A 21,336-nucleotide genomic window follows, 5' to 3' on the forward strand; every position below is an offset into this window, starting at 1 on the left:
CTCTCAGGGTCGTATGTCAATGGTCTGAACGGGGTCGCGGGGAAGGCCGGGACGCGGGGAGCGCGCCCCGGCCGACTCCGTCAGACCTCTTCGACGCTGCTCGGCTCGCGCCGGGACAGGTCGATTCCGAGCTCCTCCGCCGCGCGGAAGACGTCCTCGTCGGTGTCGCGCATTTCGATCGACATGCCGTCCGAGGACAGCACCTCGACGTTGAGGCAGAGCGACTGCATCTCCTTGATGAGCACCTTGAAGGACTCGGGGATGCCCGGCTCGGGGATGTTCTCGCCCTTGACGATGGCCTCGTAGACCTTCACGCGGCCGGTGACGTCGTCGGACTTGATGGTGAGCAGCTCCTGCAGTGCGTACGCGGCGCCGTACGCCTCCAGGGCCCACACCTCCATCTCACCGAAGCGCTGGCCACCGAACTGGGCCTTACCACCCAGCGGCTGCTGGGTGATCATGGAGTACGGACCGGTCGAACGGGCGTGCAGCTTGTCGTCGACCAGGTGGTGCAGCTTGAGGATGTACATGTACCCGACCGAGATCGGGTCCGGGAACGGCTCGCCGGAACGGCCGTCGAACAGCTGCGCCTTGCCGGAGGGCTGGACCATGCGGTCGCCGTCCCGGTTCGGCAGCGTGGCCTGGAACAGACCGGCGATCTCGTCCTCACGGGCACCGTCGAAGACCGGCGTGGCCACGTTCGTCCTGGGCGCCACGTCGTCCGCGCCGATCGCCTGGAGGCGCTGCATCCACTCCTCGGAGCCCTCGACCTTCCAGCCCTGGGAGGCCAGCCAGCCCAGGTGGATCTCCAGGACCTGGCCCGGGTTCATCCGGGAGGGGACACCCAGCGGGTTGAGGATCACGTCGACCGGGGTGCCGTCCTCCAGGAACGGCATGTCCTCGACCGGCAGGATCTTCGAGATGACGCCCTTGTTGCCGTGCCGGCCCGCGAGCTTGTCACCGTCGGTGATCTTGCGCTTCTGCGCGACGTAGACGCGCACCAGCTGGTTGACGCCCGGAGGCAGCTCGTCGCCCTCCTCGCGGTCGAAGACGCGGACGCCGATGACCTTGCCGGTCTCGCCGTGCGGCACCTTCAGCGAGGTGTCACGGACCTCACGCGCCTTCTCACCGAAGATCGCGCGCAGCAGCCGCTCCTCGGGGGTCAGCTCGGTCTCACCCTTCGGGGTGACCTTGCCGACGAGGATGTCGCCCGCCTCGACCTCGGCGCCGATGCGGATGATGCCGCGCTCGTCGAGGTCGGCCAGCACCTCCTCGGAGACGTTCGGGATGTCCCGGGTGATCTCCTCGGGGCCCAGCTTGGTGTCGCGGGCGTCGACCTCGTGCTCCTCGATGTGGATCGAGGAGAGGACGTCGTCCTGCACCAGCCGCTGGCTGAGGATGATCGCGTCCTCGTAGTTGTAGCCCTCCCACGGCATGAAGGCCACGAGCAGGTTCTTGCCGAGCGCCATCTCACCTTCGTCGGTGGACGGGCCGTCGGCCAGCACCTGGCCCTCGATGACGCGGGCGCCCTCGTCCACGAGCACCTTCTGGTTGAAGGAGGTGCCCTGGTTGGAGCGGGTGAACTTGGCCACCCGGTAGGTGGTGTACGTGCCGTCGTCGTTGGCCACCGTGATGTAGTCGGCGGAGACCTCCTGGACGACACCGTCCTTGTCGGCCTTGATGACGTCACCGGCGTCGACCGCGCAGCGGTACTCCATGCCGGTGCCGACCAGCGGCGACTCGGCCTTGATGAGCGGCACGGCCTGCCGCATCATGTTCGAGCCCATCAGCGCGCGGTTGGCGTCGTCGTGCTCCAGGAACGGAATCATGGCCGTGGCCACCGACACCATCTGGCGCGGCGAGACGTCCATGTAGTCCACGTCGTCGCCCGGGATCAGGTCGACCTCGCCGCCACGGCGGCGGACCAGCACCCGGTCCTCGGCGAACCGCATCTCCTCGGTGAGGGGAGCGTTCGCCTGGGCGATCACGAAGCGGTCCTCCTCGTCGGCCGTGAGGTAGTGCACCTCGTCGGTGACGGTGCCGTCGACGACCTTGCGGTAGGGCGTCTCGACGAAGCCGAACGCGTTGACGCGCCCGTAGGAGGCGAGCGAGCCGATCAGACCGATGTTCGGGCCTTCCGGCGTCTCGATCGGGCACATCCGGCCGTAGTGCGAGGGGTGCACGTCACGGACCTCGAAGCCGGCCCGCTCACGGCTCAGACCACCCGGGCCGAGCGCGTTGAGACGGCGCTTGTGGGTGAGCCCGGAGATCGGGTTCGTCTGGTCCATGAACTGGGACAGCTGGCTGGTGCCGAAGAACTCCTTGATGGAGGCGACGACCGGCCGGATGTTGATCAGCGTCTGCGGCGTGATCGCCTCGACGTCCTGGGTGGTCATCCGCTCGCGGACGACGCGCTCCATACGGGCCAGACCGGTGCGGACCTGGTTCTGGATCAGCTCGCCGACGTTGCGCAGGCGGCGGTTGCCGAAGTGGTCGATGTCATCGGTCTCGATGACGATCTCGTCGCCCTCGGCGGAGGTGGACTCCGTCTCACCCGCGTGCAGCTTCACCAGGTACTTGATCGTGGCGACGATGTCGGCGGTGGTCAGCACGCCGGAGTTCAGCGGCTCGTCGCCGCCGAGCTTCTTGTTGACCTTGTGCCGGCCGACCTTGGCCAGGTCGTAGCGCTTCGGGTTGAAGTAGAGGTTCTCCAGCAGCGTCTGCGCGGCCTCGCGGGTCGGGGGCTCGCCCGGACGCAGCTTGCGGTAGATGTCGAGCAGCGCGTCGTCCTGACCCTGGGTGTGGTCCTTCTCCAGGGTGGCGCGCATGGACTCGTACTGGCCGAACTCCTCCAGGATCTGCTCGGAGGTCCAGCCGAGGGCCTTGAGCAGCACGGTCACGGACTGCTTGCGCTTGCGGTCGATGCGCACACCGACCATGTCGCGCTTGTCGATCTCCATCTCCAGCCAGGCGCCGCGAGACGGGATGATCTTGGCGGAGTAGATGTCCTTGTCGGAGGTCTTGTCGATGGTCGAGTCGAAGTAGACACCCGGCGAGCGGACGAGCTGAGTGACGACGACACGCTCGGTGCCGTTGACCACGAAGGTGCCCTTGTCGGTCATGAGCGGGAAGTCGCCCATGAAGACCGTCTGGGACTTGATCTCACCGGTTTCGTTGTTGGTGAACTCAGCCGTGACGAAGAGCGGCGCGGCGTACGTGAAGTCGCGCTCCTTGCACTCGTCGATCGAGTTCTTGGGGGGCTCGAAACGGTGGTCGCGGAAGGTCAGCGACATCGACCCGGAGAAGTCCTCGATCGGGGAGATCTCCTCGAAGATCTCTTCCAGACCGGACTTGGTGGGGACGTCCTGTCCACTGTCCAGCGCGGCCTCGACGCGAGCCTTCCAGGCGTCGTTGCCGAGCAGCCAGTCAAAGCTCTCGGTCTGGAGCGCAAGGAGGTTCGGAACCTCGAGGGGCTCCTTGATCTTCGCAAAAGAGATACGCAGCGGGGCAGTGCTGGCGCCGTTGTTCGAATTGGCAGTCGAGGCAGTGCGCGAGGCGGCCAAGAGGGGGTCCTTCCGAGGGCTCGGACTCTCTACACGCATACCGGTGCCCCTGGTGACGGGCAGGGGGCAGCTAATAGGCAGCGCAAAGGGTCAGTGTAGCCACAAGGCCCACTGATGTCCAGAAAGGATTACGGGAAACCGGCTCACGCCCCGGTCTCCACCTCCTGTGATTGTTCTTCTCGTTTCCGCCCCCGTCCCCGGCGGCCTCGATACGCCAGGGCGGACGTGCTGCTGCGGCTCCTCGTGCCTGCCGCAACACTTCCCGCTTCGCCGCCGATCCATGCCTCGGAGTTCGGATCGATGTGACGACGCGTCCCGAGAATTGCGCGCTGTGTGCCGTTCGTCAAGGCCCCCAGGAGCAACGAAGATCACCATACCCGCCGTCACCCACGCAGTACGCGACCGTCCAGCAACGGCGAAGGGCGACCACCCGTCTGGGTGATCGCCCTTCGCACCACGGCTACCCGCGCGGGGTAGCCGACGGTCTACCGCGATGACTCCGCGAGCCGACGGCCGAGAGGGCCGGCAGCTCGCCGAGCCGGTGACTCATCGAGTCGGGGTCACTTGACCTCGACCGAGGCGCCGGCGCCCTCGAGGGACTCCTTGGCCTTGTCGGCGGCGTCCTTGGCGACCTTCTCGAGGACCGGCTTCGGGGTGCCGTCCACGAGCTCCTTGGCCTCCTTCAGGCCGAGCGAGGTCAGCTCGCGCACGACCTTGATGACCTGGATCTTCTTGTCGCCGGCGCCGGTCAGGATGACGTCGAACTCGTCCTGCTCGGGCTCGGCCTCGGCGGCGGCACCCGGGGCACCCGGGGCGGCGACGACGGCGGCGGCCGGGGCGGCGGCCTCGACGTCGAACTTCTCCTCGAACTTCTTCACGAAGTCCGACAGCTCGATGAGGGTCATCTCCTCGAACTGGGCAAGCAGTTCGTCCTGGCTGAGCTTCGCCATGGTTGTGGTCCTTCCACTTCGGTCGGCTGGTGCCGGATCAATATGTCGGCGGGCTTACGGCCCGCTGTGACCGAGTACGCTGAGTTACCGGTCGCTGCCGGTCACCCGTTGTCACGGGCCACCGGTCACGGTCCTTACTCGGACTCGGTCTCGGCGGGAGCCGTGGTGTCGGCACCGCCCTGCTCTTCGACCTTGCTGCGAAGCGCGTCCGCGGTGCGGACGAACTTCGAGAGCGGGGCCTGGAAGGTCGCCGCGGCCTTCGCCATGGACGCCTTCATGCCACCGGCCAGCTTGGCGAGCAGCACCTCGCGGGACTCGAGGTCCGCGAGCTTCTTGAGGTCGTCGGCGCCGTACAGCGCGCCGTCGACGATGCCGCCCTTGATCACGAGGGCGGGGTTCTCCTTGGCGAAGTCACGAAGACCCTTCGCCGCCTCGACCGGGTCACCGGTCACGAAGGCGACAGCCGAGGAGCCCGTCAGGAACTCGTCGAGCTCGTTGATCCCGGCCTCGTTGGCCGCGATCTTGGTCAGCGTGTTCTTCACCACTCGGTACTGAGCGTTGTCACCGAGCGCACGACGCAGCTCCTTGAGCTGAGCCACGGAGAGTCCGGTGTACGCGGTGACCACAGCGGCGTTGGAGCCACGGAACTTGTCCGTGATCTCGTCGACGGCTGCGATCTTGTCGGGAGCGACCTGTTCCCTCGCCATGGGCCTCGGCCTCCTTCCGGGTGATGAGGACCGCTCGGAAGGGGCTGAACACGACAAACGCCCCAGCGCAGGCGCATGGGGCGTCGACTCGACCGAAATGCGGGCAGCACCTCGGGAGTTCTTCCTCAATCACCTGCGCGGGTCGTCCGCAGCGAGCGGATCCTTCGGCCGTCGGCGCTCTGAGTGCGCACGACGACGACCAGCGGTCTTTGGCTTCGTATGGAGACTACGCGAACGGGCCCGGGACCGGCAAATCCGGTCCCGGGCCCGTTCCGGCCGGCCCGTGCGCTCAGCCGGGCCGGTCGGGCTGTCGGGCCGACTCAGGCGGTCAGCTGCGGGCGCCGCCGTTCTGCGTCATCAGTCCCGCGGCGTCCGTCGTCTCGCCGGCGGGCGGGGCGGTCACCTCCACGGAGGTGCCGTAGTCCGTGTAGTAGTTGGTGGCGTCGATGCCGGTGGCGCCGTCGGTGCTCTTGGCGACCTCGTGCTTCTTCACCAGCAGGTCGTTCTCATCGATCCACAGATCGATCTTCTCCTTCTTCAGACCCTGCTGCTTGAACTGCTGCTCAAGGGCCTGAAGGTCCTTCTCCGAGAGGTCCTTCGACTGCATCCGGGCCAGCTCGGAGACGGAGATCGTGCCGGAGTAGTGGGTGGTCTTCTTGCCCCGCACCGTCTCGGTGCCCAGGGCCTTGACCTTGCCCGAGGCCAGCACGAGCTGGACCGAGCGCGCCGGGTTGTTGTTCTGCATCTGGTCCTTGAGCATGGCGCCCGAGGCGCCGCCCTTCTCGGCCAGCGTGTCGTAGTCGTACTTCATCCACTTCTTGCCGCCGGGCACTCCGGTCGCGGGCTGGACGAACATCGCGTCGGGCAGGTAGATGGCCTTCGCCGACTGGGCACCGCCGCCCATGGTGAGATCGGCCTCACCCTTCATTCCACCGCCGGACCAGTCGAAGGCGCCCTTCATCCTGGTGCTCATGGTCCTGCCCTGGGACGTCTGCTTGTTGACGCCCTCGACCTTGGCGGAGTGCTGCTCGTCCGTGGCCGTCGACGCCTTCTTCAGCGCTGCCAGGGCCCCCTGCAGCGCCGAGCCGCCGCCCTTGGCCTCCTTGCCGCCGCCCCCGCTGCCGTTGCCGCCGTCCGCCTTCTCGCCGCCGCACGCCGTCAGCCCGGCTATCAGCGCGATACCCGCGGCGGTCGCCGCCATCCTGGTCTTCCGCATGGGACTCAGCCCCCCTGTTGCTGGACGGGCCCGGAACAGGGCCCCCGTTCTTTACCCGCACCTTACGCAACAGCGGAGACGCAGCCCACACCGGTACGGGTTCCGCCGACTGCCCAGAACGGCAGGTCTCGACAGGACACGGCGACGGACGGAGATCGCACGCGGACGACAGACGTCCGGACGCATGAACGGCGAACGTCCGAACGCATGGACAACAGACGTCCCGGCCGCACGGACAACGGCGAAGGCCGGTGCCCACCCCCGAGGGGGCGGGCACCGGCCTTCGGTGCCTGCGGGCCGGTCGCGGATCAGGCCGCGGCCGGGTCCTCCTCGACGAGGAGGTTGCGGGTGCGGTTCGGGTCGACCGGGATGCCGGGGCCCATCGTGGTGGTGAAGGAGGCCTTCTTGATGTACCGGCCCTTCGCCGCCGCGGGCTTCAGCCTGGTGATCTCCTCAAGGGCGGCGGCGTAGTTCTCGACGAGCTGCTGCTCGTCGAAGGACGCCTTGCCGATGATGAAGTGCAGGTTGGCGTGCTTGTCGACGCGGAACTCGATCTTGCCGCCCTTGATGTCGCCCACGGCCTTGGCCACGTCGGGGGTGACGGTGCCGGTCTTCGGGTTCGGCATCAGACCACGCGGACCGAGCACCCGGCCGAGACGGCCGACCTTGCCCATCAGGTCCGGGGTGGCGACGACGGCGTCGAAGTCGAGACGACCGCCGGCGACCTCCTCGATGAGCTCGTCGGAGCCGACGATGTCGGCCCCAGCGGCCTCCGCCGCCGCAGCACGGTCGCCGGTCGCGAAGACCAGGACCCGGGCGGTCTTACCGGTGCCGTGCGGGAGGTTGACGGTGCCGCGGACCATCTGGTCGGCCTTGCGCGGGTCGACACCCAGGCGCATGGCGACCTCGACGGTCGCGTCGAAGCTCTTCGTGGAGGTCTCCTTGGCGAGACGGACGGCCTCCAGGGGCGCGTACTGACGCGTCCTGTCGATCTTCTCGTCCGCTGCGCGGAGTGTCTTGCTGCGCTTCACTGCTGCTCCTGACGGTATGGAGTCGTGGTGCGGGCCAGCGCTTGGCCCTGCCACGGGGGTGGGAACGGGTGCCGGGGGCTCAGCCCTCGACGGTCACACCCATGGAACGGGCGGTACCGGCGATGATCTTCTCCGCCTGGTCCAGGTTGTTGGCGTTGAGGTCGGGCATCTTGGTCGTGGCGATCTCGCGCACCTGGTCACGGGTGATCTTGGCGACCTTGGTGGTGTGCGGGGTGCCGGAGCCCTTCTCGACGCCCGCGGCCTTGAGGATCATCTTGGAGGCCGGCGGCGTCTTGGTGATGAAGGTGAAGGAGCGGTCCTCGTAGACCGTGATCTCCACCGGGATCACCCAGCCACGCTGCGACTCGGTCGCGGCGTTGTAGGCCTTGCAGAACTCCATGATGTTGACGCCGTGCTGACCCAGCGCCGGGCCGACCGGCGGCGCCGGGTTGGCTGCACCGGCCTGGATCTGGAGCTTGATCAGCCCCGCGACCTTCTTCTTCTTGGGAGGCATGTTCTCTCCGGGTCCTGGTGAGTTGCGACTCTCCCCCACCCTTCACCCGGGCGGAGGCATACCGCACAACGATAGCCCGTACCGTTCCGCGGCTTGAAACCGAGCAGGTCAGGAAGGACGCGAGTGCCCTTCCTGACCTGTCCGGAAGCTGGTTTTCCCGCCCGTGGGGGCAGGGTGGGATCAGTTCTTCTGGATCTGGTCGAAGCTCAGCTCGACCGGCGTCTCGCGGCCGAAGATCTCGACGAGGCCCTTGACCTTCTTCGAGTCGGCGTTGATCTCGTTGATGGTCGCCTGGAGGGTGGCGAACGGGCCGTCGGTGACGGTGACCGAGTCGCCGACCTCGAAGTCGAGGACCTGGACCTCCACCTTGCGCCCCGGACCGCCGGCCGGCTTGCCCTCCTCGTCGGCCGCGGCGGCCTTGGCGGCCTTCTCCTCGGCCTCGGGGGCGAGCATCTTGACGATCTCGTCGAGGGTCAGCGGGTACGGGTCGTAGGCGTTGCCGACGAAGCCGGTGACACCGGGGGTGTTGCGCACGACGCCCCACGACTCGTTGGTCAGGTCCATCCGGACCAGCACATAGCCGGGCAGCTTGTTCTGCCGCACGGTGCGGCGGTCGCCGTTCTTGATCTGGACGACCTCTTCCTGCGGCACCTCGGCCTGGAAGATGAAGTCCTCGACGTTGAGCGAGACGGCGCGCTGCTCCAGGTTGGTCTTCACCCGGTTCTCGTAGCCGGCGTAGGTGTGGATCACGTACCACTCGCCGGGCAGGAAGCGCAGCTCCTCGCGGAGCTGGGCGACGGGGTCGACCTGCTCCTCCTCGGTCCCCTCGCCTTCCTCGGCCTCTGTCGCTACGGCCTCCTCGGCCTCGGCTTCGGCGGTCTCCTCGGCGGAGGCTGCGACCTCGGCGTCGCCCTCCTCGCGGACGGCGGCCTCCTCGGCGGGCTCACCGGCAGCGGTCTCGGCGGCTTCCGCCCGGTCGACGCTGCTGTCCGCTGCCTCGACGATGTCGCGCGCCGTGTCGTCACCCTCGGCGGGCTCGACGGCATCGTTCATGTTCGGCTCAGACACGGTGGCTGCTTCTTCCTGGCTACAAGGGGTCGAACATGCGGAAAGCCCCGCGGAGGGGGCTCTGCGCGGAGGGTCAGCCGAAGACGTGTTTCATGACTTCGGTCAGCCCATAGTCAATCACGAACACCAAAGCGATGATGATGATGACAAAGACGATCACCACGCTCGTGTACGTGGAGAGCTGCTGCCGCGTCGGCCAGACGACCTTCCGAAGCTCCGCGACGATCTGGCGGTAGAAAAGAGCGAGCCGGGCCACCGGCCCCTTCTTCGCCCGCTTTCCGCCCTTACGGGGCTTCTTGCCTTCGGACGACCCTCCGGGCTCGGGGACCTCGGTGGTGTCCGTGATCTCCGTCACTCGTCCTCACCTGATCCGGGTCGTTGCCCTGCGGCGTCCGGCCCGGCCGCACGGCGGTGCAATTAAGTGCAGTTCCATACATACGCAAGCACACAGCCGGTGTGTGTAGCAGGGCCGGAGGGACTCGAACCCCCAACCGCTGGTTTTGGAGACCAGTGCTCTACCAATTGAGCTACGACCCTTTGTCTTCCCCTCAACCTACCGCATCCATGCAGTCGCATGGAGTGCGCGGCAAGAACACGCTGTGACTGACGGTTGAAGGCCAACGACGTGAGAGTGTACGTGCTCTGCGGCCGGGCGTCGAACAGGATGCGGTCCGCCCGCCGCCGCGTGCTGTGATCCGGCCGCCGCCAAACCCCCGTGCCCCGCGGCTGCCGGGTCTGGGAACATGCCTCTATGAGCGCAGCGACTCCCCCTGCACAGTCCCCGTCCGAGCGACGTCTGTCGGCCCGTATCAGCGCGATCTCCGAGTCCGCGACGCTGGCCGTGGACGCCAAGGCCAAGGCGTTGAAGGCCGCCGGGCGCCCCGTGATCGGGTTCGGCGCCGGCGAGCCCGACTTCCCGACGCCCGACTACATCGTCGAGGCGGCCGTGAACGCGGCGCGCGACCCGAAGAACCACCGCTACTCCCCCGCGGGCGGACTCCCCGAACTGAAGTCCGCCCTCGCCGACAAGACGCTCCGTGACTCCGGTTACGAGATCGACGCGTCCCAGGTGCTCGTCACCAACGGCGGCAAGCAGGCGATCTACGAGGCGTTCGCCGCGCTGCTCGACCCGGGCGACGAGGTCATCGTGCCCGCGCCCTACTGGACCACCTACCCCGAGTCGATCCGGCTCGCGGGCGGCGTCCCGGTCGAGGTGACCGCGGACGAGACCACCGGATACCGGGTCTCCGTCGACCAGTTGGAGGCCGCGCGCACCGAGAAGACGAAGGTGCTGCTGTTCGTCTCGCCCTCCAACCCGACCGGCGCCGTCTACCCGCGCGAGCAGGTCGAGGAGATCGGCCGCTGGGCGCTGGAGCACGGGCTGTGGGTGCTCACCGACGAGATCTACGAGCACCTGGTCTACGGCGACGCGCAGTTCACCTCGCTGCCTGCCGTCGTGCCCGAGCTGCGCGACAAGTGCGTGGTCGTCAACGGTGTGGCCAAGACGTACGCCATGACCGGGTGGCGCGTCGGCTGGCTCATCGGCCCGCAGGACGTGATCAAGGCCGCGACGAACCTCCAGTCGCACGCCACCTCCAACGTCAGCAACGTCTCGCAGGCCGCCGCGCTGGCCGCCGTGTCAGGCGATCTGGACGCGGTGGCCGCGATGCGCGAGGCGTTCGACCGGCGCCGCCGCACCATCGTGCGGATGCTCAACGAGATCGACGGCGTCTTCTGCCCGGAGCCGGAGGGCGCGTTCTACGCCTACCCGTCGGTCAAGGCGCTGCTGGGCAAGGAGATCCGCGGCAAGCGGCCCGCCACCACCGTCGAGCTGGCCGCGCTGATCCTGGAAGAGGCCGAGGTCGCGGTCGTACCGGGCGAGGCCTTCGGCACCCCCGGCTATCTGCGGCTGTCCTACGCACTGGGCGACGAGGACCTGGTGGAGGGCGTCTCGCGGATCCAGAAGCTGCTGAGCTAGCCGCGCGGGGACCGGTGCGGGGCCCGTCCCGCCACCTCCTCCCCACTCTCGGCTCCCTCGGCGAAGCGGGGCCCGGGCACGGCCCGGGCCCCGCTCGCGTTTTCGGGAGCACCCCCTTACGAGAACCGGCTACCTCCCCGGCGCCCGGATACGGCAGGATCTTGGGATGTTGCACTCTTCCGGAGAGCGGGACCTGCGTACGCTGCCGAAAGCCCATCTGCATCTGCACTTCACCGGGTCGATGCGCCCCTCCACGCTGCTGGAACTGGCCGACAAGTACGGCGTGCACCTGCCCGACGCGCTGAGCGGGGGCGAGCCTCCCGAGTTGCGGGCTACCGACGAGCGGGGCTGGTTCCGGTTCCAGCGGCTGTACGACATGGCGCGGTCGTGCCTGCGGGAACCCGAGGACATCCAGCGGCTGGTACGGGAGGCCGCGCAGGAGGACGTACGGGACGGTTCGCGCTGGCTGGAGATCCAGGTCGATCCCACCTCGTACGCGCCCCGGCTCGGCGGTCTGACCCCCGCGCTGGAGATCATCCTGGACGCGGTGGAGTCCGCCTCCCGGCAGACCGGGCTGGGCATCCGGGTACTGGTGGCGGCGAACCGGATGAAGCACCCGCTGGACGCCCGTACGCTGGCCCGGCTCGCGGTGCGCTACCGGGACCGCGGCATCGTCGGTTTCGGGCTCTCCAACGACGAACGGCGCGGCTTCGCGCGCGACTTCGACCGCGCCTTCACCATCGCCCGGGAGGGCGGGCTGCTCGCGGCGCCGCACGGGGGCGAGTTGTCCGGGCCGAGCAGCGTACGGGACTGCCTGGACGATCTGCGCGCCTCCCGCGTCGGCCACGGGGTGCGGGCCGCCGAGGACCCCTGGCTGCTGGCGCGGCTGGCAGAACGGCAGGTCACCTGCGAGGTCTGCCCCGCCTCCAATGTGGCGCTGGGCGTCTACGACAAGGCGGAGGACGTACCGGTCCGGACGCTGTGGGACGCCGGCGTGCCGATGGCGCTCGGCGCCGACGACCCGCTGCTGTTCGGCTCGCGGCTGGCGGAGCAGTACGAACTGGTACGCCGGGTGCACGGCTTCTCGGACGCCGAGCTGGCGGAACTGGCCCGGCAGTCGGTGCGGGGCGCCTCCATGCCGCAGAACCTGCGGGACGAGGTGCTGGCCGACATCGACGCCTGGCTGGCGGCCGAGCCGGGCTAGCCCGCGGTGGAGCCGCCGGCCCGGGCCGGGACCAGTGCGTGCAGCAGGGTGCTCACAAGACCGCGTACGAACTCGCCCAGCGGCTGCTCGGGGCGCTCCCCGTCGGCGAAGTCGTAGAGGAAGGCGCGCTGCGAGCAGGCGCCGAGCAGCAGGGCGGCGGCGGCGTCGACGTCGGCGTCCGGTCGCACGGCCCCGCGTTCCCGCTCGGCCCGTAGATAGGCGGCCAGGGCGATCAACGGCGTGCGGGGGCCCACGCCGAGCTCGCGTACGCCTTCGAAGTGGCGCCGTTTGAGGGTCGGCTCGGCGAACAGGGACGCCGCGATGGGAACGCTCTGCTCGTAGAAGAGGGCCGCGTGCTCGGCGACCTCGGTGAGGTTGCGCTCCAGTCCGCGCTCCCCGGCGTCCTTGGCGAGCTCGTTCAGCAGCGGGTTGAGGCGGGGCAGCCGGTCGTGCAGGACGCGTACGAAGATCTCCTCCTTGCCGGAGAAGTGCTTGTAGAGCGCCGCCTCGGAGCAGCCGGCCGCCCGGGCGATCTCCTTCGTGGTGGTGCGGGCCAGGCCGATGGTGCGCAGCAGTTGGGCGGCGGCGTCGAGGATGCGCTCGCGGGTGGGCCGCGTCTGCTGGGTTGACTTGTGAGTGGGCATTCACCCACTCTAGCGGTAAGTGAATACTCACTTACCACTCAGTGGAGAGGCACAGCGGCATGCGCTACACGATCTTCGGCGCCACCGGAGGCACCGGACAGCAGTTGGTACGGCAGGCGCTGGACGCCGGCCACAAGGTGACAGCCGTGGTGCGCGACCCCGGTCGGCTGCCCGTACGGCACGACCTGCTGGAGGTCGCCACCGCCGACGTCCGCGACCCCGAGGCGTTGCGCCCCCTGGTCGCCGGCGCCGACGCGGCGCTGTCGGGACTCGGCGCCCCCGGCAACAAGGGCGCGGGCATCGCCTCCGCCGGAACCCGCGCCATCCTGCGCGCGCTGGAGGCCGAGGGCGTGGAGCGCTACATCGCGATCAGCGCGGCACCGGTCGGCACCCAGCCGCACGACGAGGGCCGGCTGCACCGCGCGGTGGTGCTGCCCTTGGTGCGTCGCGCCTTCAAGGACGTCTACGCGGACCTGGCCGTGATGGAGGAGGAGATTCGCGGCAGCGCGCTGCGGTGGACCGTCGTACGTCCGCCGCAGCTCACCGATCGGCCCGGCACCGACCACTGGCAGCTGCGCGAGGGCACGGCCGTACCGGGTCGGCTGCGCATCACACGGACCGACCTGGCCACCGCGATGCTGGCGATGGTGGGCGACACGACCACCGAGAGGAAGATCATCGGCGTGGCCAACTGAGCGGCGCCCCGGGGAGGGCCGCCGGCAGCGCTCACAGCGCGCAGCCGACCATCACCGGCTCGTTGGTGAGGGTGATGCCGAAGGCGGCCCGCACCCCTTCGCGCACCTCGCGGGCCAGCACCAGCAGGTCGGCGGTGGTGGCCGAGCCCCGGTTGGTCAGCGCCAGGGTGTGCTTGGTCGAGATCCGGGCCGGGCCGCTGCCGTACCCCTTGGTGAAGCCCGCCTTGTCGATGAGCCACGCCGCCGAGGTCTTCGTCCGCCCCTCCCCCGCCGGAAAGGCCGGGGGCGCCACCTGGGGCCCGAGCCGGTCGCGCACCCGGTCGACGAAGGCGGCGAAATCGGCGTCGTCCAGGATCGGGTTGGTGAAGAAGGAGCCGGCCGACCAGGTGTCGTGGTCGTCGGCGTCGAGCACCATGCCCTTCCCCGCACGCAGCCGCAGTACGGCCTCGCGCGCGGTGGCGGCCGGCACCCGGTCCCCCGGCTCGACACCCAGGACGCGGGCCGTCTCGCCGTACTTGATCGGCGCGGACAGCCCCTCCGCGTCCTCCAGCTCGAAGCGCACCCGCAGCACCACATGGCGTGCGGGGTCCGCCTTGAAGCGGCTGTGCCGGTAGGAGAAGTCGCACTCGGCGTTCGTGAGGGTCACCGTCTCGCGGGTCCGCCGGTCGTAGGCGACGACCTCGGTGAGCGTGCTGGAGACCTCCTGGCCGTACGCGCCCACGTTCTGGATCGGCGTGGCGCCCGCGGAGCCCGGGATACCGGCCAGGCACTCGATCCCGGCCAGCCCCGCCTCCACGGTGCGCGCGACGGCGTTGGACCAGTTCTCGCCCGCCGCCAGCTCCAAGCTGGTACCGGAGAGCGAGAAACCGCTGGTCGCGATGTGCAGGACGGTGCCCTCGAAGCCCTCGTCCGCGATGACGAGATTGCTGCCGCCCGCGATGATCAGCAGCGGAGTGCCGCTGTCGTCGGCCTCGCGGACCGCCGCGACCACCTCGTCGTCGGTGGTCGCCGTGACCAGCCGCTGGGCCGGCCCACCGAGGCGCAGCGTCGTCAGCGGGGCGAGCGAGACCAGAGGGACACCGGAGTCAACGTAGAGTTCCTGCACGGACACCAGCGTACGGGGACGTACGCGCCGCCCCACCGCAGGCCGGGCGGGACCCCGGCCCGGGAGCGGCTCGGACCGGCTCAGGGCCGGCCTGGGAGTGCGTCCTCGAAAGGGCACGGTCCGGGACTTCTCGGGCTCGGTCCGGCAGCCCGCCTCAGCCGAGCGCGACCACGGCGCGGGACATGCCCAGCACCTTGCTGCCCGCACTGGTGACCGTCAGGTCCACCTGCACCGTACGGGCCTGGTCGTCGAGCTTCTTGGCGACCTTCGCCGCCACCTCGATGACCGCGCCCTTGCCGTCGTCCGGGACCACGACCGGCTTGGTGAAGCGCACGCCGTACTCCAGCAGCGCACCGGGGTCACCCGTCCAGTCGGTGATCACCCGCGCGGCCTCGGCCATGGTGAACATGCCGTGCGCGATGACATCCGGCAGGCCGACTTCCTTGGCGAAGCGCTCGTTCCAGTGGATGGGGTTGAAGTCCCCGGAGGCTCCGGCGTACCGAACCAGCCGGGCCCGGTCCACGGGAAAGGTGCGGAGGGGCAGCTGAGTGCCCTCCTCGACATCGGCGTAGGCGATCTGCGCTGTCATCTCCGTCACTCCCCTTCGGCCGCTTCGCCCGCTCCGCCGGTTCCGCCTGCTTCGACCGCGCGTGCCACCAGCTTGGTGTGCACGGTCACCACCGGCTGCCCCTCCGCGTCCTGGACCTCACCGCGGATGTCGAGCACCTCGTTGCCCGCCAGGGACTTGATGGACTCGATGGTGGAGGTGACCGAGAGCACGTCCCCGGCGCGGACCGGGCGGTGGTAGGCGAACTGCTGGTCCCGGTGGACCACCCGGGCGTAGTCCAGGCCCAGCTTCGGGTCGCGCACCACGCTCTCCGCCTCCTGGTAGGAGACGGAGAAGACGAAGGTGGGCGGCGCGATCACATCCGGGTGACCGAGCGCCTTGGCGGCCTCGGCGTCCCGGTAGGCGGGGTTGTCGTCACCGATGGCCTCCGCGAACTCGCGGATCTTCTCCCTGCCGACCTCGTACGGTCTGCTGGGCGGGTACGTACGCCCGACGAAAGACTGATCGAGTGCCATCGGCGGCGCCTCCTGCGGCAGTGCGGCGGTTTCACGGCGGTACGGCTGCGCGGCGGTACGGCTTCGCGAGCCGTGGCCCCTGGGGCCCGGCCGGACCCCACCGGACCCAGGAGTCCCCAGGGTCCACGGCCGGGCCAGGCCATCGGGATTCCGAAGCCGTGCCAGCGGCTCGGGCTTCCGGAGCGGAACCAGAGGTTCCGGACACAGCACGAGGCCGACCCCGACAAGCGGGGACGGCCTCAGAGCATGAGAGGAATCAGCGCGTCTCGCGGTGCACCGTGTGCCGGTTGTCGCGCGGGCAGAACTTCTTCATCTCAAGCCTGTCCGGGTTGTTGCGCCGGTTCTTCTTCGTAATGTAGTTCCGCTCCTTGCACTCCACGCAGGCCAGCGTGATCTTCGGGCGGACGTCTGTGGCAGCCACGTGAGTGCTCCTTGACGAACGGACGGGTTTTAACGCAGAAAGAGTAGCCGATCGGAGGACCGACCCCACAACCGGCTACTGTCGGTGAAGTAGCGGTGACCGGACTTGAACCGGTGACACAGCGATTATGAGCCGCTTGCTCTACCGACTGAGCTACACCGCCACGATGCGGCGACCTCCCGACGGAAGATCTCTCACATCAGAGCCCCAAAACGGAATCGAACCGTTGACCTTCTCCTTACCATGGAGACGCTCTGCCGACTGAGCTATTGGGGCGAGCGATGAAGACATTACACGTCCCGCCGCCAAACGTGAAATCGGTATTGGGCGCCGCCGCCGGTCGCCGATCCCGCCCCGATCGGGCCGCGCACGTACCTCCACACGTACCCCGCAATGGCCGTCCCAACCAGCTCCGGCACCACACCGGTACGACTATTCGCCTCCTCCCCGCCGCCGCTCACGGCGCGTCATACGCTCATCCCCGGATGCGACGTGGGAGCCAGATGACCGACAGCGAGCCGCAGGAACCGGGAAAGGCGGGGCGGGATTTCCGCGATGCCGCCGCCCGGCATTCCACCCGCCCGGCACGCTCCCTCGTACTGTGCGGCGCGCGACTCGCGGACGGCCGCACCGTCGACGTACGGCTGGTGGGCGAACGCATCGAGGCCGTCGGCACCGCCGGCAGCCTCGGAACCGGACAGGACGGCGCCACCCGTATCGACCTGTCCGGCTATCTGTTGCTCCCCGCCCCCGCCGAGCCCCATGCGCACTACGACACCGCGCTGACAGCCGAGCCGCCCGGCCGACCCGATCTCGACCACCGCACCGACGGCACCGACCCCGCCGACCCCGCCGCGGTGGAAGTCCAGCGGCGTACGACCGAAGCAGCGCTCCTCCAACTCAGCCAGGGCGCGACCGCGCTGCGCACCCATGTGCACATCGGCGACGTCGCCGGACTGCGCTCCCTGGGGGCGGTGCTGCAGGCCCGCAGGTCGCTGCGCGGCCTGGTCGACCTGAGCGCCGTCGCCGTGCCCCGGCTGCTGACGGGCGCCGCCGGCGCCGAGGGGCTGTCGATACTGCGGGACGCCGTGAAGATGGGCGCCGCGGCCGTCGGTGGCTGCCCCGACCTCGACCCCGACCCCGGCGGCTACGTCGAAGCGGTACTGGAGGTCGCCGCCGAACACGGCTGCCCGGTCGACCTGCACACCGACGCCGGCGACCCGGCGCGCCTCGCCCGGCTCGCGGCGGCGGTGGGCGGGCTGCGGCCCGGCGTCACCATCGGCCCGTGCGGCGGCCTGGCCCGACTGCCGCACCAGGCCGCCCAGCGCGCCGCGGGCCAACTGGCCGCCGCCGGGGTGACCGTGGTGTGCCTGCCGCAGGGCAACTGCGGCGTCCTGGAGCGCCCCACCTCCACCGCGCCCTCCCGGACCGCACCCGTTCGAGTACTGGCAGCGGCGGGAGTCAGGGTCGCCGCCGGCAGCGGAGCCCTGCGGGACGCCGCCAACCAGGTCGGCCGGGGCGACCCGCTGGAAGCCGCCTATCTGCTCGCCTCCCACGGCGAGGCCCGCCCCTACAGCGCCTACGAAGCGGTCAGCACCCGAGCGCGCGCCGCGATGGGACTGCCCGAGGTACGCGTCGAGGCCGGCTTCCCCGCCGAACTGCTCGCGGTCCGCGGCAACGAGTTGGCCGGTGCGCTCTCGCTCGCCTACAGCCGGATCGTCGTCCACCGGGGGCGCGTGGTGGCGCGCACCAGCGCCGTACGGGAGTACTGCGACCTGGTCGGAGCACGGGAGTTGGGGCTGCCCCGCCAATCGCAGGGCTGACGTACGGGTGGCGGGGCCACCTGCCGCTCGCCGGGGCGACCGGTCGGGGCGATCCGCCCGGGCAACCCGTTGGAGCGACCGGTTGGGGCGACCGGTTGGGCGACCAGCCGGGTTGCGCGGATCCCCGCCCGAAGGGCTGCCGCCTGCGCGGGCCGCCTCGGCACGGACCGGGCCGTGCGCGGGCCGGGGCCTGCGTGGGCCGGGTGCGCGGATGGCCGTCGCGGTGGGCGTACGGTCGAGGCATGCGCACAGTTATCGCTGGTGGACACGGTCAGATCGCGTTGCGGCTGGAGCGGCTGCTCGCCGGGCGCGGGGACGGAGTGGCGGGCATCGTGCGCCGCCCGGAACAGGCGAGCGACCTGTTGGCGGCGGGTGCCGAACCCGTCGTGTGCGACCTGGAGACGGCGAGCGTCGAGGAGGTCGCACGGCATCTGGAGGGCGCCGACGCGGCCGTCTTCGCGGCCGGTGCCGGACCGGGCAGCGGCGCCGCCCGCAAGAAGACGGTCGACCACCAGGCAGCCGTCCTGTTCGCGGACGCCGCACAGGCGGCGGGCGTACGGCGCTATGTGATGGTCTCCTCGATGCGCGCCGACGCCTCCCTCGAAGGAACACCCGAGGGCATGGACCCCGTCTTCGCCGACTATCTGCGAGCCAAGGGCGCCGCCGACGACGACCTGCGGGCCCGCGACGGCCTCGACTGGACCGTACTGCGCCCCGGCCGCCTGACCGACGACCCGGGCACCGGCCGCGTCCACCTGGCCCCCGAGACCGGCCGCTCCGAGGTGACCAGGGACGACGTGGCGGCCGTCCTCATGGCACTGCTCGACGAGCCTCGCACCGCCGGACTGACCCTGGAACTGGTGGGCGGCAGCATGCCGATCCCCGAAGCGATCGACGAGGTGGCCGGGGTCGAAGGCAGCTGACGTCACACACCAGAAGCGGCCCCCTCGCACTGAAGCGAGGGGGCCGCTTTCGACTGTGGCGGCGCTAGGATTCGAACCTAGGAAGGCTGAGCCGGCAGATTTACAGTCTGCTCCCTTTGGCCGCTCGGGCACACCGCCTGGGATTGCTGCCCGACACCCCGCTCGGGGCGGTGCGCCGTGGCAACGGTGTAAACCATACCCGATGGCCGGGGGTGGTTCGCCACCCGATTGATCAGTCGCGTCCGACCCGCCGCAGTGATCCATCGCACGGCCCCCCGAGGTACTCCGCGCGACGCCCTCGCCGGCCAGGGCCGGACCGCCGTTGCGGGTGGCTAGGCTTTGCGCACGGCCCTCGGGGGCCGTTTTCTGCCGGATCTATGTACGAGGAGCCAACTCACCATGGCCGACTCCAGTTTCGACATCGTCTCGAAGGTCGAGCGGCAGGAGGTCGACAACGCGCTGAACCAGGCCGCGAAGGAGATCTCCCAGCGCTACGACTTCAAGGGTGTGGACGCTTCCATCGCGTGGTCGGGCGAGCGGATCGAGATGCGGGCGAACTCGGAGGAGCGGGTGAAGGCCGTGCTCGACATCTTCCAGTCCAAGCTGATCAAGCGCGGCATCTCGCTGAAGGCGCTGGACACCGGGGAGCCGCAGGCCTCCGGCAAGGAGTACCGCATCTCCGCGTCGCTCCAGGAGGGCATCTCCCAGGAGAACGCCAAGAAGGTCGCGAAGGTCATCCGGGACGAGGGCCCCAAGGGCGTCAAGGCCCAGGTGCAGGGCGACGAACTGCGGGTGACCTCCAAGAGCCGGGACAGCCTGCAGGAGGTCATCAGCCTGCTGAAGGGCAAGGACTTCGACTTCGCCCTGCAGTACGTGAACTTCCGCTAGACCGGAGCCCGCCGAGGAGTACTCCTGTGGAGGCGTACCTCCTGTCAGGTCCGCACTTCTGAGCGGGCCGCGGCCGGGCGGGCGGGGTGGGCCTCACCCCTGGAAACGGGTGGGGCTCACTGGTGCGGACGGGTGAGTGGTCACCAGCGGTAGCCCGGGTAGGCCCCGGGCGCGCCGGTGGTCACGATCTCGCGGCCGAGCGGCATCAGCGAGACCGGGACCATCTTGAAGTGGGCCAGCCCGAAGGGGATGCCGATGAGGGTCACGCAGAGCGCCACACCCATGGTGAGGTGTCCGAGTGTGAGCCAGATCCCCGCGAAGACGAGCCAGACGATGTTCCCGGCGCCGGACGCGGCGCCCGCGTCCGGGCGCTGTACGACGGTCCGGCCGAACGGCCACAGGGCGTACGCGGCGATGCGGAAGCAGGCCAGGCCCCAGGGGATCGTGATGATGAGCACACAGCAGACGAGTCCCGCCAGGACGTAGCCGAGTGCCATCCAGAGGCCGGAAAAGATCAGCCAGAGCAGATTGAGGAGGGTCTTCACCCTCGCCAGCCTGCCATCTTCTCCAGCCGGGCGACACGCTCAGCCATCGGTGGATGGGTGGAGAAAAGTTTCGTCATGCCGCCCTCGCCCCTGCGGAACGGGTTGGCGATCATCATATGGCTCGCCGTCTCCAGCCGTGGCTCGGGCGGCAGCGGCAGTTGTGCCGTACCCGCCTCCAGTTTCCGCAGGGCGGAGGCGAGCGCCAGCGGGTCGCCGGTGAGCTGTGCGCCGGAGGCGTCGGCCTCGTACTCCCGGGAGCGGGAGACGGCCAGCTGGATGAGGGAGGCGGCGAGCGGGCCCAGCAGCATGATCAGCAACATGCCGACCAGGCCCGGCCCCTCGTCGTCGTCGGAACGCCCGAAGGGGACCAGCCAGGCGAAGTTGACCAGGAAGAGCACCACCGAGGCGAGCGCGCCCGCGATGGAGGAGATGAGGATGTCCCGGTTGTAGACGTGGCTCAGCTCGTGGCCCAGGACACCGCGCAGCTCACGTTCGTTCAGTATGCGAAGGATGCCGTCCGTGCAGCACACCGCGGCGTTGCGCGGATTGCGGCCGGTGGCGAAGGCATTGGGCGCCTGGGTGGGCGAGATGTACAGCCGCGGCATGGGCTGCCGGGCGGCCGTGGACAGCTCGCGGACCATGCGGTACAACTGCGGGGCCTCGAACTCGCTGACCGGGCGGGCACGCATGGCGCGCAGCGCGAGCTTGTCGCTGTTCCAGTACGCGTAGGCGTTGGTACCCAGCGCGATCAGCAGCGCGACGACCAGGCCCGTGGTGCCGAAGAAGCTCCCGATGACGAGGATGAGGGCGGACAGCCCTCCCAGGAGCAGAGCTGTCCTCAGCCCGTTGTGCCGGCGGTGCACGGTACGCCCTCCAGATGGTGCCGCGGAGCCCTGAGCCGGGCAGACCTTCCGCCCTCAGCAGCCCCGTCCAGTGGACCCTCCCTCAGCGTCAACGGGGAGTGGGCGTTGTCAGTTC

Annotated in this window: 21 protein-coding genes and 4 tRNA genes; 6 read left to right on the forward strand and 19 right to left on the reverse strand. The window is 69.5% G+C overall.

The window, feature by feature from the left end; translation table 11 throughout:
• Nucleotides 1-80: 80 nt before the first annotated feature.
• The 9 genes from rpoB to JW613_RS24725 form a co-directional block, all read right to left on the reverse strand.
• Complete coding sequence (rpoB, locus tag JW613_RS24685) at nt 81-3,563, reverse strand: DNA-directed RNA polymerase subunit beta (protein ID WP_209213126.1); 3,483 nt, start codon at nt 3,561-3,563, stop codon at nt 81-83.
• A gap of 560 nt (nt 3,564-4,123) precedes the next feature.
• Entirely contained in the window at nt 4,124-4,513 is a 390-nt protein-coding gene (rplL, locus tag JW613_RS24690) for a 50S ribosomal protein L7/L12 (RefSeq protein ID WP_099883455.1), read from the reverse strand.
• 134 nt (nt 4,514-4,647) lie between these two features.
• Nucleotides 4,648-5,220, reverse strand: a complete 573-nt coding sequence (gene rplJ / locus JW613_RS24695; RefSeq protein WP_099883454.1) for a 50S ribosomal protein L10 — start codon at nt 5,218-5,220, stop codon at nt 4,648-4,650.
• A gap of 328 nt (nt 5,221-5,548) precedes the next feature.
• Complete coding sequence (locus JW613_RS24700) at nt 5,549-6,436, reverse strand: SCO4651 family lipoprotein (RefSeq protein ID WP_209213127.1); 888 nt, start codon at nt 6,434-6,436, stop codon at nt 5,549-5,551.
• Between the two features lie 308 nt (nt 6,437-6,744).
• Nucleotides 6,745-7,467, reverse strand: coding sequence for a 50S ribosomal protein L1 (gene rplA, locus JW613_RS24705; protein WP_209213128.1), 723 nt, complete (start codon nt 7,465-7,467; stop codon nt 6,745-6,747).
• Nucleotides 7,468-7,546: 79 nt separating this feature from the next.
• Nucleotides 7,547-7,981, reverse strand: a complete 435-nt coding sequence (gene rplK / locus JW613_RS24710; RefSeq protein WP_099883451.1) for a 50S ribosomal protein L11 — start codon at nt 7,979-7,981, stop codon at nt 7,547-7,549.
• A gap of 180 nt (nt 7,982-8,161) precedes the next feature.
• Nucleotides 8,162-9,049, reverse strand: coding sequence for a transcription termination/antitermination protein NusG (gene nusG / locus JW613_RS24715; RefSeq protein WP_209213129.1), 888 nt, complete (start codon nt 9,047-9,049; stop codon nt 8,162-8,164).
• 73 nt (nt 9,050-9,122) lie between these two features.
• Nucleotides 9,123-9,404, reverse strand: coding sequence for a preprotein translocase subunit SecE (gene secE / locus JW613_RS24720; protein WP_099883449.1), 282 nt, complete (start codon nt 9,402-9,404; stop codon nt 9,123-9,125).
• Nucleotides 9,405-9,513: 109 nt separating this feature from the next.
• Nucleotides 9,514-9,586: transfer RNA gene (locus JW613_RS24725), tRNA-Trp, on the reverse strand.
• A gap of 214 nt (nt 9,587-9,800) precedes the next feature.
• Between JW613_RS24725 and JW613_RS24730 the strand changes: the two genes are divergently transcribed.
• Complete coding sequence (locus JW613_RS24730; protein WP_099883448.1) at nt 9,801-11,027, forward strand: pyridoxal phosphate-dependent aminotransferase; 1,227 nt, start codon at nt 9,801-9,803, stop codon at nt 11,025-11,027.
• A gap of 166 nt (nt 11,028-11,193) precedes the next feature.
• Complete coding sequence (locus JW613_RS24735) at nt 11,194-12,231, forward strand: adenosine deaminase (protein WP_209213130.1); 1,038 nt, start codon at nt 11,194-11,196, stop codon at nt 12,229-12,231.
• Here JW613_RS24735 and JW613_RS24740 read toward each other — a convergent pair.
• Nucleotides 12,228-12,875, reverse strand: coding sequence for a TetR/AcrR family transcriptional regulator (locus JW613_RS24740; RefSeq protein ID WP_209213131.1), 648 nt, complete (start codon nt 12,873-12,875; stop codon nt 12,228-12,230). The two genes, JW613_RS24735 and JW613_RS24740, sit on opposite strands and share 4 nt — an antisense overlap.
• A gap of 59 nt (nt 12,876-12,934) precedes the next feature.
• Between JW613_RS24740 and JW613_RS24745 the strand changes: the two genes are divergently transcribed.
• Complete coding sequence (locus JW613_RS24745) at nt 12,935-13,570, forward strand: NAD(P)-dependent oxidoreductase (RefSeq protein ID WP_209213132.1); 636 nt, start codon at nt 12,935-12,937, stop codon at nt 13,568-13,570.
• 31 nt (nt 13,571-13,601) lie between these two features.
• On the opposite strand, the gene JW613_RS24750 is transcribed toward JW613_RS24745, so the two are convergent.
• From JW613_RS24750 to JW613_RS24775, 6 genes are all read right to left on the reverse strand, one after another.
• A complete protein-coding gene (locus JW613_RS24750) occupies nt 13,602-14,675 on the reverse strand; it encodes a UDP-N-acetylmuramate dehydrogenase (protein ID WP_209213133.1) in 1,074 nt (357 codons plus the stop codon).
• A 154-nt stretch (nt 14,676-14,829) separates the two neighbouring features.
• Nucleotides 14,830-15,264: a MaoC family dehydratase gene (locus JW613_RS24755; protein ID WP_209213134.1), complete on the reverse strand. Its 435-nt coding sequence runs from the start codon at nt 15,262-15,264 to the stop codon at nt 14,830-14,832.
• Nucleotides 15,265-15,269: 5 nt separating this feature from the next.
• Nucleotides 15,270-15,758, reverse strand: coding sequence for a MaoC family dehydratase N-terminal domain-containing protein (locus tag JW613_RS24760; RefSeq protein WP_209213135.1), 489 nt, complete (start codon nt 15,756-15,758; stop codon nt 15,270-15,272).
• Between the two features lie 256 nt (nt 15,759-16,014).
• Nucleotides 16,015-16,179 carry a 50S ribosomal protein L33 gene (rpmG, locus tag JW613_RS24765; protein ID WP_019354206.1) on the reverse strand — a complete coding sequence of 55 codons (165 nt, stop codon included), beginning with the start codon at nt 16,177-16,179 and terminating at the stop codon, nt 16,015-16,017.
• A 90-nt stretch (nt 16,180-16,269) separates the two neighbouring features.
• Nucleotides 16,270-16,342: transfer RNA gene (locus tag JW613_RS24770), tRNA-Met, on the reverse strand.
• Nucleotides 16,343-16,382: 40 nt separating this feature from the next.
• A tRNA-Thr gene (locus tag JW613_RS24775) sits at nt 16,383-16,455 on the reverse strand.
• 227 nt (nt 16,456-16,682) lie between these two features.
• Between JW613_RS24775 and JW613_RS24780 the strand changes: the two genes are divergently transcribed.
• Nucleotides 16,683-18,002 carry an amidohydrolase family protein gene (locus JW613_RS24780; RefSeq protein ID WP_209213136.1) on the forward strand — a complete coding sequence of 440 codons (1,320 nt, stop codon included), beginning with the start codon at nt 16,683-16,685 and terminating at the stop codon, nt 18,000-18,002.
• A gap of 242 nt (nt 18,003-18,244) precedes the next feature.
• On the forward strand, nt 18,245-18,925 hold the full coding sequence (locus JW613_RS24785; protein WP_209213137.1) for an SDR family oxidoreductase: 681 nt from the start codon (nt 18,245-18,247) through the stop codon (nt 18,923-18,925).
• Nucleotides 18,926-18,981: 56 nt separating this feature from the next.
• Here the strand turns inward: JW613_RS24785 and JW613_RS24790 are convergent.
• Nucleotides 18,982-19,063, reverse strand: a tRNA-Tyr gene (locus JW613_RS24790).
• A gap of 261 nt (nt 19,064-19,324) precedes the next feature.
• Between JW613_RS24790 and JW613_RS24795 the strand changes: the two genes are divergently transcribed.
• Entirely contained in the window at nt 19,325-19,813 is a 489-nt protein-coding gene (locus tag JW613_RS24795; RefSeq protein ID WP_099883441.1) for a YajQ family cyclic di-GMP-binding protein, read from the forward strand.
• Nucleotides 19,814-19,953: 140 nt separating this feature from the next.
• On the opposite strand, the gene JW613_RS24800 is transcribed toward JW613_RS24795, so the two are convergent.
• Both JW613_RS24800 and htpX read right to left on the reverse strand, forming a co-directional pair.
• Complete coding sequence (locus tag JW613_RS24800) at nt 19,954-20,358, reverse strand: YccF domain-containing protein (protein WP_099883440.1); 405 nt, start codon at nt 20,356-20,358, stop codon at nt 19,954-19,956.
• On the reverse strand, nt 20,355-21,221 hold the full coding sequence (htpX, locus tag JW613_RS24805) for a zinc metalloprotease HtpX (protein WP_209213138.1): 867 nt from the start codon (nt 21,219-21,221) through the stop codon (nt 20,355-20,357). The genes JW613_RS24800 and htpX overlap by 4 nt, the downstream gene beginning before the upstream one ends.
• Nucleotides 21,222-21,336 lie beyond the last annotated feature (115 nt).

Source organism: Streptomyces smyrnaeus, from assembly GCF_017676345.1.
Classification (GTDB): Bacteria; Actinomycetota; Actinomycetes; order Streptomycetales; family Streptomycetaceae; genus Streptomyces; species Streptomyces smyrnaeus.